Source organism: Gilliamella sp. Gris3-2 (genome assembly GCF_001690345.1).
Lineage (GTDB): Bacteria > Pseudomonadota > Gammaproteobacteria > Enterobacterales > Orbaceae > Gilliamella > Gilliamella bombi.
Genome location: NZ_LZHB01000028.1, coordinates 151,764 through 162,238, shown reverse-complemented (window position 1 = coordinate 162,238; position 10,475 = coordinate 151,764). Strand labels below are relative to the sequence as shown.

Annotated in this window: 14 protein-coding genes; 5 read left to right on the top strand and 9 right to left on the bottom strand. The window is 34.4% G+C overall.

The window, feature by feature from the left end:
* Window positions 1-815: IS3 family transposase (locus tag A9G32_RS05500; protein WP_081296762.1), on the top strand; the 815-nt coding region annotated here is incomplete at its 5' end.
* A gap of 157 nt (window positions 816-972) precedes the next feature.
* Here A9G32_RS05500 and A9G32_RS05495 read toward each other — a convergent pair.
* Window positions 973-1,914: a type IV pilus twitching motility protein PilT gene (locus A9G32_RS05495; protein WP_065589240.1), complete on the bottom strand. Its 942-nt coding sequence runs from the start codon at window positions 1,912-1,914 to the stop codon at window positions 973-975.
* Window positions 1,915-1,951: 37 nt separating this feature from the next.
* Between A9G32_RS05495 and A9G32_RS05490 the strand changes: the two genes are divergently transcribed.
* Both A9G32_RS05490 and A9G32_RS05485 read left to right on the top strand, forming a co-directional pair.
* A complete protein-coding gene (locus tag A9G32_RS05490; RefSeq protein ID WP_065589241.1) occupies window positions 1,952-2,653 on the top strand; it encodes a YggS family pyridoxal phosphate-dependent enzyme in 702 nt (233 codons plus the stop codon).
* A gap of 36 nt (window positions 2,654-2,689) precedes the next feature.
* Window positions 2,690-3,247 carry a YggT family protein gene (locus A9G32_RS05485; RefSeq protein ID WP_034912890.1) on the top strand — a complete coding sequence of 186 codons (558 nt, stop codon included), beginning with the start codon at window positions 2,690-2,692 and terminating at the stop codon, window positions 3,245-3,247.
* A 33-nt stretch (window positions 3,248-3,280) separates the two neighbouring features.
* Here A9G32_RS05485 and A9G32_RS05480 read toward each other — a convergent pair whose 3' ends face one another.
* From A9G32_RS05480 to corA, 4 genes are all read right to left on the bottom strand, one after another.
* On the bottom strand, window positions 3,281-3,703 hold the full coding sequence (locus A9G32_RS05480) for a YcgN family cysteine cluster protein (RefSeq protein WP_034912894.1): 423 nt from the start codon (window positions 3,701-3,703) through the stop codon (window positions 3,281-3,283).
* Window positions 3,700-3,948 carry a YcgL domain-containing protein gene (locus A9G32_RS05475; RefSeq protein ID WP_081296761.1) on the bottom strand — a complete coding sequence of 83 codons (249 nt, stop codon included), beginning with the start codon at window positions 3,946-3,948 and terminating at the stop codon, window positions 3,700-3,702. The genes A9G32_RS05480 and A9G32_RS05475 overlap by 4 nt, the downstream gene beginning before the upstream one ends.
* Before the next feature lie 25 nt (window positions 3,949-3,973).
* A complete protein-coding gene (locus tag A9G32_RS05470) occupies window positions 3,974-4,936 on the bottom strand; it encodes a glucokinase (RefSeq protein ID WP_065589242.1) in 963 nt (320 codons plus the stop codon).
* Between the two features lie 187 nt (window positions 4,937-5,123).
* Window positions 5,124-6,065 (bottom strand): magnesium/cobalt transporter CorA, encoded by a 942-nt coding sequence (corA, locus tag A9G32_RS05465; protein WP_034912903.1) that lies wholly within the window; start codon window positions 6,063-6,065, stop codon window positions 5,124-5,126.
* A gap of 216 nt (window positions 6,066-6,281) precedes the next feature.
* Here corA and A9G32_RS05460 point away from each other — a divergent pair, with 216 nt between their 5' ends.
* Entirely contained in the window at window positions 6,282-6,800 is a 519-nt protein-coding gene (locus tag A9G32_RS05460; RefSeq protein WP_065589243.1) for a single-stranded DNA-binding protein, read from the top strand.
* A gap of 275 nt (window positions 6,801-7,075) precedes the next feature.
* Entirely contained in the window at window positions 7,076-7,738 is a 663-nt protein-coding gene (locus tag A9G32_RS05455) for a MarC family NAAT transporter (protein ID WP_065589244.1), read from the top strand.
* A gap of 23 nt (window positions 7,739-7,761) precedes the next feature.
* Here the strand turns inward: A9G32_RS05455 and A9G32_RS05450 are convergent, their stop codons facing one another.
* From A9G32_RS05450 to lpxK, 4 genes are read right to left on the bottom strand one after another with little or no spacing between them, the layout of a single operon-like run.
* A complete protein-coding gene (locus A9G32_RS05450; RefSeq protein ID WP_065589245.1) occupies window positions 7,762-8,454 on the bottom strand; it encodes a DUF2461 domain-containing protein in 693 nt (230 codons plus the stop codon).
* Between the two features lie 3 nt (window positions 8,455-8,457).
* Window positions 8,458-9,222 (bottom strand): 3-deoxy-manno-octulosonate cytidylyltransferase, encoded by a 765-nt coding sequence (gene kdsB / locus A9G32_RS05445; RefSeq protein WP_065589246.1) that lies wholly within the window; start codon window positions 9,220-9,222, stop codon window positions 8,458-8,460.
* A gap of 17 nt (window positions 9,223-9,239) precedes the next feature.
* Window positions 9,240-9,425, bottom strand: a complete 186-nt coding sequence (locus A9G32_RS05440) for a Trm112 family protein (protein ID WP_065560220.1) — start codon at window positions 9,423-9,425, stop codon at window positions 9,240-9,242.
* Window positions 9,422-10,435: a tetraacyldisaccharide 4'-kinase gene (gene lpxK, locus A9G32_RS05435; RefSeq protein WP_065589247.1), complete on the bottom strand. Its 1,014-nt coding sequence runs from the start codon at window positions 10,433-10,435 to the stop codon at window positions 9,422-9,424. Before lpxK ends, A9G32_RS05440 begins: the two co-directional genes overlap by 4 nt.
* Between the last annotated feature and the right edge of the window lie 40 nt (window positions 10,436-10,475).

Here is a 10,475-nt window from a genome sequence, read left to right as displayed (position 1 = left end):
AGGCACGTAAAACGTGGGCACAGCAACTACAACAAAATCATTCAGTTACTATTGCTATGAGTTGTGCCATTGTTGGCTTAAGCCGTTGTGCTTACTATTATCAACCTAAGTTACAGGATGATTCGGTGATTGTTTCGGTATTGAATGCTATCACAGACCGGCATTTACGCTGGGGCTTTCCTAAATGTTTTAATCGTATCAAAAAGCTCGGCTATAAATGGAATCATAAACGGGTGTATCGGGTGTATTGCCAATTAAAGCTTAATCTCAGGATAAAGCGTAAACAGCGCATTCCTCCACGAAGCCCAGAAAGACTATCAGCACCCAATAAACAAGGTGAATGTTGGTCAATGGATTTTATGAGTGACAGTAGTCGTAATCAGCGTCGCTTTAGGACATTCAATGTTATCGATGACTTTAATCGTGAGGCGTTAGGGATTGATATTGCAGTAAGCTTACCAGCAGGAAGGATTACCCGTTACTTAGATAAACTGGCCGAATATCATGGGTATCCATTAAAAATACGGGTCGATAATGGGCCAGAATTTACAGGAAAAACCTTTATAAACTGGGCTAAATCACATAATATAACCATTGATTATATCCAGCCCGGTAGTCCTTATCAAAATGGCTATATTGAACGATTTAATCGTACCTATCGTACTGAAGTACTCGATTTATATCTTTTTAACAATTTAGCACAAGCAAGGAGAATAACTGAAGAATGGTTAATGATTTATAATACCGAAAGACCACATGAGGCATTAAATAACATGACACCGATTGAGTATAAAACACTAAAACAAGCAGCATGATTTTCTACGTGAGTTGTGTACTAAGTTTGGGGTATTTACAATTATGTCATATCTCAATTCAAAGTTTTTATCACTCTTTCCGCTTTGCCATTCGTTTGTAGTCACAGGTAAATAAATAAAATTAGTTTATGATTAAAGATTATTTCAATTTCAGTAATTATTGATCCGTAATAATTTGCATACCATGTTGTCGCCCTGTCTGCATAAGGGAAATAATTTGTTTAATTTTGCCTTCATTAATTAAATTACTGACAGCAGGAGTATTGATAAGCACTTCAAACAACGCTTTACGCCCATTTTTTGTTAATATTAGCTTTTGACTGATAATTGCTCTTAAATTATTTGATAATTGTGTGCGAATAAAGTTACGCGAATTTTCATCAAATACATCAATAATACGATTAATGCTTTGAATAGCAGAACATGTATGTAACGTAGCAAAAACTAAATGCCCTGTTTCAGCTACTGTTAATGCAGTTTGGATAGATTTTTTATTACGTAATTCCCCAAGTAATATTATGTCAGGATCTTGCCTTAAAAGGCTATCAAGTGCGTAGTCAAAATTTGTAAGCTCTCTTTGTTGAATTAATGAATGTTGATTATGATAAATAAACTCAATGGGGTCTTCTAAAGTAATAATGTGTTTGGATTGAGTTGAGTTAATATATTCAATTAATGATGCAAGCGTCGTTGATTTACCACTTCCTGTAGCACCTGTCACTAAAATAATACCACTTTCGTGCGTTATTAGCTTTTTGAAAACCTCGGGGGCACCGATTTCAGCTAGATCAGGAATATGGTTTTTAATGATTCGAAACACCGCCGAAATACCACGCTGTTGATAAAAAATATTGACTCTAAAACGACCTATTTCAGGAGATTGATAGGCTAAATCAATTTGTTTATCTTGCTGTAATTGTAATTTTTGTGATTCATTAAGTAGCGCTAATAGTTCAGATTCTAAATCTAACGGCGATAACTTTTTGTTTGATACACATTGTAATTGTCCATTAATGCGAATGCGTGCAACTTCACCACTTGAAAGGTGCAAATCGGATGCTTTTTGCGTTACACTAAGCGACAACATCGATTTTAACATTATATTTGACCTATTAGTTTATTGATTGGGAATTAACATGAATACAGTACGTGACAATTTACTTACTATAAAAAACACAATTCAAGAAATAGCAAAAAAATGCGAACGAGATCCCATTACAATCGAACTTATTGCGGTCAGTAAAACAAAACCAGTAACCTTAATCAAACAAGCGATAGATGCAGGTCAACTATCTTTTGGTGAAAACTATGTTCAAGAAGGCGTTGAAAAAATCCAGTATTTTAAACAAATACTTCCCAATACTTTATTAACTTGGCATTTTATTGGTCCATTACAATCGAACAAAAGCAAATTAGTCGCCGAACACTTTGATTGGATGCATACCATTGATCGATTTAAAATTGCTCAACGTTTAAATGATCAGCGCCCAGCTAATATGGAAAACTTAAATGTACTTATTCAAGTTAATATTAGTAAAGAAGCCAGCAAGTCGGGGGTTTATCCTGAACAAGTTGCTGATTTAGCAGAACAAATTATAACACTACCCAATTTAAATTTACGTGGATTAATGGCGATCCCTGAAATTGAAAATGATTTTGACAAACAACTAAACGTCTTTAACAAAATGCACGAACTTTTGCGTTCTTTACAAACTGATTATCCATTTATGGATACATTATCCATGGGCATGAGTGGCGACATGCAAGCTGCTATTGTTGCTGGTAGCACTATGGTTCGAATAGGTACAGCGATCTTTGGAGCAAGACAGTATTTGTGATATATTGCCCGAATAGTTTATTTTAAGGAGTCTTAAATGACATCGCTTTATTTTCTAGGTAATACCATCTTAACGGTATGTCTCTATGTTTTAATTTTGCGTTTATGGATGCAGCGTGTGCGTGTAAATTTCTATAACCCATTTACCCAATTTATCGTACGAATAACTCAACCTGTTATCGGTCCACTACGCAAAGTCATTCCTTCTATTAAACAAATAGATACCGCTACATGGGTTCTTTTATATTTTGTTGCCGTCATTAAAATTATTTTTATTTCCTACTATGGAATGATTAATGAATCAATTTGGACTAGTAAATACCTACTTTATGCTATTGCTGTCATAGCTCATGCATTTGGGCATTTATTATTCTGGTTATTACTATTTCGAGCAATTCTAAGTTGGGTTAGCCGTGGACAATCAAACGCGGATGAATTACTTGCTCAGTTAACTGAACCACTTATAGCACCAATTCGCCGTATTGTGCCACCGCTTGGAATGATTGATATCTCATTTATGATTTTTGTATTTATTTTAATGTTTTTAAATATGCTCGCTGTTGACGTATTTGGTTATTTATGGATTGTGCTTTAGATTAAAATCAAAAGGGAGCTGTAGCTCCCTATTTTAAATAATATGGTCTTCCCAACAAATCACATCTTTTTCATAAACAATCCGATTTTTAACCGATATCTTCAGCTTATGCATAAGCTTTTTATTACCCGTAATAAGTGGATGCCAATGAGGCAATTGTCCTGTTTCAGAAAAATAACGATAGGTACAGGTTAAAGGTAACCATTCAATGGTAAGGAGGTTATCACGAGTCAACTTGATACAATCGGGTTCATAATCAAAACGTCTATTATAATGTTTACATTGACAAGTATTGGAGTCAAGCAAATTACAAGCAACATTAGTATATAAGATCTCGTCTGTATCTTCGTCCATCAATTTATTTAAGCAACATTGACCACAACCATCACAGAGCTGTTCCCATTCTTCATCACTCATCTGAGCTAATGTCTTATATTCCCAAAATGGCTCAATCATACTTTGAAATCATCTTCTTTTAGCATTTGTAAGAAAAATCCATCAGTTTTAATCTTTTCTTCTATTTCAGTGGCGGTACCAACTACAAATTTTCGTTTACCGTCAAGTAATACTTTCATGACAAAAACAGGTGAACCAAAAATAGACATTACTTTTTCAGGAATCGTTGAAAAATCATTTTCATGTTCCATATATAGATAGCAGTTCTCTTTTTTGGTACTTCGGTAAATATAACACCACATCATAAAATAAAACCTTTACTCATTAATACTATTTATTAAGACAATTTTGTAAATAAACACCTGCACCAAACAAGCCTGGATCTTCATGTGTTATTACATAAACAGGAATTTTTTTGACTAAATAGGACATACGACCTTTATGTTCAAAAGCATCTCTAAATGGAGATGTTTTAAAAAATTCGATAAAGCGTGGCACAATACCCCCAGCAATATAAACGCCACCTTGTGTATTAAGTGTTAATGCCAAATTACCACCAAAACGCCCCATAAAAGTACAAAAATAGGTTAAAGTTTGCAAGCAAAGTGGACAACTTTTAGATAGCGCTTTCTCAACAATAATGTCGGGTGTAATCTCTATTACTGGTTGATTATTAATTTGTAACAACGCTTGATAAATATTAACAATACCATTGCCTGATAAAAACCGCTCGGTAGAAACACGCCCAAATTTTTTGCGAAGTTGCACTAAAATACGGTCTTCATCATCACTTATCATTGGAAGCTCTGTATGCCCCCCTTCTCCTGACAAACTAATCCAACGTCCATTTACTTTAATTAAATGTGACACTCCAAGTCCTGTACCTGCACCATAAATTGCAATTGGATAATCTAAATCAGGTTCATCACCACCAATCTGAACAAGATCTTGTTTAGATAATTTAGGAATTGAAGTTGATACTGCTGTAAAATCATTAATTACTTCTAGTTTTTCAAGATTAAGTTCCTTAACTAATTCAGATCGTGAAAACGACAAATCATTGTTTGTCATACTAATTATATCTTCGTCATTAATCGGACAGGCAATTGCAATACACGCCATTTTAACGGTAACCGATTGGGCTTGTAAGTAATTCTTAATTAATTTTAGCAATACATCATCCTTTGCAATAAGAACTTTAGTTATTGCTGATAGCTCATTTGTAGCCAAATTATAAAGCGCAAATCGAGCATTAGTTCCACCGATATCGGTGACCAGTGCATATTGATTCATGTTACTTCCTTTATGATAAATTAATTCTTTCAGTTAAAATATTAAGTTTTACCCATCACTCGATGAAAGTATATTGCTGATATTAATAATTATTTATATTAAATTATCCTAAGCAGTTAGTACGATAAGAATTTCATCTAATATATTAAAAAACTATCGAATAAAAACTCAATTTAAATCAATAAATCTACAACCACTTTTTAAGTTTAAAATAAATATAAGGAGCAACACCTGCTAGCAACATTAATAGTAATGAAAAAGGATAACCATATTCCCATTTTAATTCTGGCATAAATTCAAAATTCATACCATAAGCTGAAGCAACTACCGTTGGGGGTAAAAACACAACAGATACAACCGAGAAAATTTTGATAATTCGGCTCTGTTCAATATTGATAAAACTAGTTGCAGCTTGCATTAAAAAGTTTACTTTTTGAAATAATGACTCATTATGTGGAACAAGCGATTCAATATCGCGAATAACTTCACGAGCTTGTTCTAGTTGATCTACTGGCATCTTTGCTCGGCGAACTAAATAATTAACTGCACGTTGGCTATCCATCAAACAAAGACGAACTTTCCACGCGGTATCTTCAAGTTCAGCCAACGAGGTAATAGCTTCATCGTAATGCTCTTGAGCTGAACGATCCATAATAATTAAACTTAATTCTTCGAGTTCACTGTAGATATTTTCAATTTGATCTGCTAACTGTTCAACTTTAACTTCAAATAAATCAAGTAATACTTCATAAGGATTTCCATCGTTCATTCCTTGATAGCGCGATCGCATGCGATACAAACGAAATGCTGGTAAATCTCGCTCACGTAGTGTAAACAAACGACCATTATGCACTGTAAAAGCTACTGTTGAGTTGCCAGCACGATCTTCTGCATCTTCATAAAAAAAGAAAGAGTGGACGTGTAAACCTTCGTTATCTTCAAAAAAACGAGCTGACGCTTCAATATCGTCAAGTTCAATACTTGTTGCTAAGTTTTGTCCTAAATGTGTTAAAACAAAATCTCGATCGGCTTCTTCTGGCTCAATTAAATCAATCCAAGTTGCATTATTTATATCGCCTTCATTAATTTTTACTAATTGTTTGTTTTTCAATCCAAACGCATTAATCATAAGGCCTCCTATAGGAAAAATCTTTTAGAACATCACATTAACAAATGTCTAGCATTATACTCGCTATGACAGCAAATTCCTATGTTTAAACCAATCTTTCTAATCTTTATAAAATGGGAGAAAAATTCCATTATTAAATTAAATTCGCTGATATTACTACAGTCTCATGTTACAATATGTAGCTTAAAATACTTATGTCATGTTTAGGAGTTAATAATGGCTAATAGAGGAATAAATAAAGTCATTTTAGTTGGTAATTTAGGTCAAGATCCCGAAGTTCGTTATATGTCTAATGGTAATGCAGTTGCTAATATTAGCATTGCAACATCAGAATCATGGAAAGATAAACAAACAAATGAATACCGTGAACGTACTGAATGGCATCGCGTTGTTATATTCGGTAAATTAGCTGAAATTGCTGGCGAATACTTAAAAAAAGGTTCCCAAATTTATATTGAAGGGCAATTACAAACTCGAAAATGGCAAGATCAGTCAGGACAAGATCGTTACACAACTGAAGTTGTAGTCAACCCAATTGGTGGTACTTTACAAATTTTAGCAACACGCAATGGTGGTGAAAACATGGGCGATGGTTCACAAAATTGGGGACAAAGTGCAAATAATTCTTCATCTGCACCAGTGGCTCCTTCTCGTCCTCTAACGCAAAATACACCAGCGCAACCAGCAGCAACACCAGAGCCACCAATGGATTTTGATGACGATATTCCATTTTAAGTATTAAAAGTTCAATTTGATTTAATGAAAGGAGTCGAATATTACTCCTTTCAAACCTTAATCTGATATTACATTTTATCTACTAATGCATAAAAATCATTCACGCTTGACATTATTTCTACTAATATTAGACCTATAATTATCAGTGTAGTGCCTACAATTTTTTCAAACATGGTAATAAAATCCGATACCGAATTACAACTACCTCCATATATCATTTTCTGTTTATTTCAATTATACTTAGCTGCAAATTTTGTTGGATTTATAATAAATCTATGTTGGAACTTATACAAACTGTCGGCTTTGGTTTAATTTTATTTATTCCTTTAACGAATCCTTTAACCACTGTGGTACTGTTATTAGGTCTATCGGGCGATATGACCAATGAAGAGCGGAATTACCAATCAAAATTGACCTGTATTTATGTGTTTATAATTATGGTTGTATCGTTTTATTGTGGGCAACTAGTGATGAGCACATTTGGCATATCGATTCCCGGATTACGTATTGCTGGTGGCATGATTGTTGGCGTTATTGGTTTTAGAATGTTATTTCCACAACAACCATCACACAAAACTCTTGAAGCAGATGCAAAAAAGAAAGAGATCTCAAATAATATCGCTTTTGTTCCTCTCGCCATGCCAAGTACAGCAGGACCCGGAACTATAGCAATGATAATAAGCATGTCATCAACAGTAAAAAGTGGAGGTTATGACGTTTCAACTTGGGTTGTTTATACTGCTTCGATTTTAGTGCCTTTATTGTTATGTATTATCCTTTGGTTTTGCATGCGCAGTGCAGGTAGCATAATGCGTTTTATGGGGAAAAGTGGCATTGAAGCCACTTCAAGAATTATGGGCTTTTTATTAGTTTGTGTTGGAACTCAATTCATAATTAATGGTATTAAAGAAATTATATTGAATTTTCCTAATATTTAATATTAAACACCGACTCAACAAAGCTAAAGAGTCGGTATATTTTTAATCATTTCTACCCGCATTAAATAATCATAAAGTGGAACTAACTGTTTAAAACCTTTAATTAGTTTATCGGGTAAATCGCTATTTAACACATCCTCAATATGATTACTTGTCACCATAACCGCAATATTTTTTCGGTTATACCAGGTTGCAATTTTTTCGTCCTGCTCTTTAATTAATGGGCGTTTATAACTTTCGCCAACAAGCTCAAATGGTTTTTTGACGCAACGTATCATTGCTAGAAATTTCTTAGTATCGTTAAGAATTTCGTCTCGAAAGATATCCATTGTTTGTTTTGATGAACAATAATAGCCTAGCCCATATTGATAACTGCTTGGGCTAACTTCAAAAAAGTAAGCGGGCGCTTCTTTCCAATCTTTATTTGGTCGTTTAAATGTCAACCATAATCGGCTACGATAAAGTGATTTATCATTTGAAAAACGAGTATCTCGATGTATACGTGAAATCGTTTTACCAATAGCAGGGCGAGTTTCAAACCATTCATCAATTTTGAGCATTTCTGGTGCTAATTGTTCAACCAAAAGCCTAAATGGTTTAATTAAATCGTTATCATAAATAGCACGATGTTCTTCAAACCACGGTTTGCTGTTATTAATCCAAGCGTCTTGTAAAAAATTAAGTCCAGCTTGGCTAAAGCCTGTAAAGTTTGCCATTGCTTACTCCTTAAATAACGCTCTTACTTTTTCTAAATCTTCGAAAGTGTCGACACCAATTGCAGGAGGTTGTTTTGCCACAGCGACATGAATTTTTTCACCGTACCAAAGTACTCTTAATTGCTCTAACATTTCAATTTGTTCAAGCGTTGATGGTGCCCATTTAATATATTGACGAATAAAGCCAGCACGGTAAGCATAAATACCAATATGACGGAGATAAAAATCACCGATACTCGATGGTTTTAACTGTTCAGCTGATTTCGCAAAACGATCGCGTTCCCAAGGAATGGTTGCACGAGAAAAATAAAGCGCATAACCATCTTTATCTGTCACAACTTTAACTGCACCCGTATTAAATGCTTCTTCAACAGAATCAATTGGCACTGCTAACGTTGCCATTCCTGTTTTATATTGCACTAAATTTTCAGCCACTTGATTAATAATGACTGGCGGTATTAAAGGTTCATCCCCTTGTACATTAACAATAACTTCATCATCAGTAAACTGATAAGTATTTATCACCTCTGCCAGTCTTTCTGTACCAGAATTATGCTTATCACTTGTCAGAATGACTTCACCACCATACTCCTTGACTACCTCATAAACTTGTTGATGATCTGTGGCAATAATCACTCGATTGGCTGATGATTTTTTTGCTTGCTCCATCACACGAACAATCATTGGTTTACCATGAATATCCGCTAGTGGCTTACCAGGTAAACGGCTCGAAGCATACCTAGCGGGAATAATAACCGAAAAGTTCATAATTAAGACCTTATTATTTATTCTTGAATACATTCAGATTGGTTAAGTGGTTTAGCTTCACATTCTAACAACACCGGAATATTATCTTTAACTGTATAAACTAAATTATCTGTATGACAAATTAACTGCTGATTAGTAGCATTATATTGCAATTGACCATGGCATTTAGGACAAGCAAGTGCGTTTAATAGGATATCTTTCATTTTTTCTTCTCTTGGGATTTTGTCTTAGCTAGTAATAAACAGATTTGATCAATAACTTGCACAGGTATTACCGCATCGATGGGCAGATACCACCAATTTTGTTGAGCAAATTGTCTACATTTAACTGCATCTTTTTCAGTCATTAAAAGTGTTTGTTTATTACGTGCAACATTGTTTAACAACGGTAAAGTAAATTTTTGATGATCGGCAAAAGAAACGGTTTCAACCACATCCGCTTGCAATTTACTTAACATATCAAAAAAACGTTTTGGATTACTAATACCAGCAATAGCACATATATTTGACAACGAAGATAACGCTCTTTTTTCTTGAGTAAGTAAATTCACTGCATACAGGGGCATTAATTGCATAGTAAAGGTTTTATTAGGATACTGCTGCGCTAAATTATTTACACTATCACCATTGATGACAATAAGATCAACCGATTTTAACCGACTTTCACGCTCTCGCATTGGCCCTGCCGGCATCCACCATCCATTACCAAATAGGCGCTTTCCATCAATCACCACCACTTCAATATCACGCGCTAAAGCATAATGTTGTAAACCATCATCAGTCAAAATAACATCTAACTGGTACTGCTTTAATAACGCTTGAACAGCCTCAGAGCGATAAGGTGAGACAGCAATAGGTACACTAGTACGTTGATAAATAAGCACAGGTTCATCACCTGCTTGTTCGGTTGTGGTTGTATTATCTAAAATAAGCGGATAGTTATCAGCCTTGCCTCCATATCCTCGTGAAACGACTCCAACCTGTAATCCTTTTTGTTTTAACGATTCAATTAAACTAATAACTAGTGGCGTTTTACCGTTACCACCAACAGATAAGTTGCCAATAACAATAACAGGTACAGGAGATCGCCAAGATTTTAAAATACCAACTTGATATAAAAAGCGACGGAAAATAGCAATTAAACCATATAATAAGGAAAATGGTATGAATAACCAAAATAAACGATTTTTACCATACCACAGTTTTTCAATCATAACTTTAACATCACTCTATTACATTTAGTAAAATTGTTTT

Bases quoted from the DNA above. Each gene is read 5' to 3' on its own strand.
- A9G32_RS05495 (WP_065589240.1), bottom strand. From the start codon at position 1,914: ATGTTAAAATCGATGTTGTCGCTTAGTGTAACGCAAAAAGCATCCGAT.
- A9G32_RS05490 (WP_065589241.1), top strand. From the start codon at position 1,952: ATGAATACAGTACGTGACAATTTACTTACTATAAAAAACACAATTCAA.
- A9G32_RS05485 (WP_034912890.1), top strand. From the start codon at position 2,690: ATGACATCGCTTTATTTTCTAGGTAATACCATCTTAACGGTATGTCTC.
- A9G32_RS05480 (WP_034912894.1), bottom strand. From the start codon at position 3,703: ATGATTGAGCCATTTTGGGAATATAAGACATTAGCTCAGATGAGTGAT.
- A9G32_RS05475 (WP_081296761.1), bottom strand. From the start codon at position 3,948: ATGATGTGGTGTTATATTTACCGAAGTACCAAAAAAGAGAACTGCTAT.
- A9G32_RS05470 (WP_065589242.1), bottom strand. From the start codon at position 4,936: ATGAATCAATATGCACTGGTCACCGATATCGGTGGAACTAATGCTCGA.
- corA (WP_034912903.1), bottom strand. From the start codon at position 6,065: ATGATTAATGCGTTTGGATTGAAAAACAAACAATTAGTAAAAATTAAT.
- A9G32_RS05460 (WP_065589243.1), top strand. From the start codon at position 6,282: ATGGCTAATAGAGGAATAAATAAAGTCATTTTAGTTGGTAATTTAGGT.
- A9G32_RS05455 (WP_065589244.1), top strand. From the start codon at position 7,076: ATGTTGGAACTTATACAAACTGTCGGCTTTGGTTTAATTTTATTTATT.
- A9G32_RS05450 (WP_065589245.1), bottom strand. From the start codon at position 8,454: ATGGCAAACTTTACAGGCTTTAGCCAAGCTGGACTTAATTTTTTACAA.
- kdsB (WP_065589246.1), bottom strand. From the start codon at position 9,222: ATGAACTTTTCGGTTATTATTCCCGCTAGGTATGCTTCGAGCCGTTTA.
- A9G32_RS05440 (WP_065560220.1), bottom strand. From the start codon at position 9,425: ATGAAAGATATCCTATTAAACGCACTTGCTTGTCCTAAATGCCATGGT.
- lpxK (WP_065589247.1), bottom strand. From the start codon at position 10,435: ATGATTGAAAAACTGTGGTATGGTAAAAATCGTTTATTTTGGTTATTC.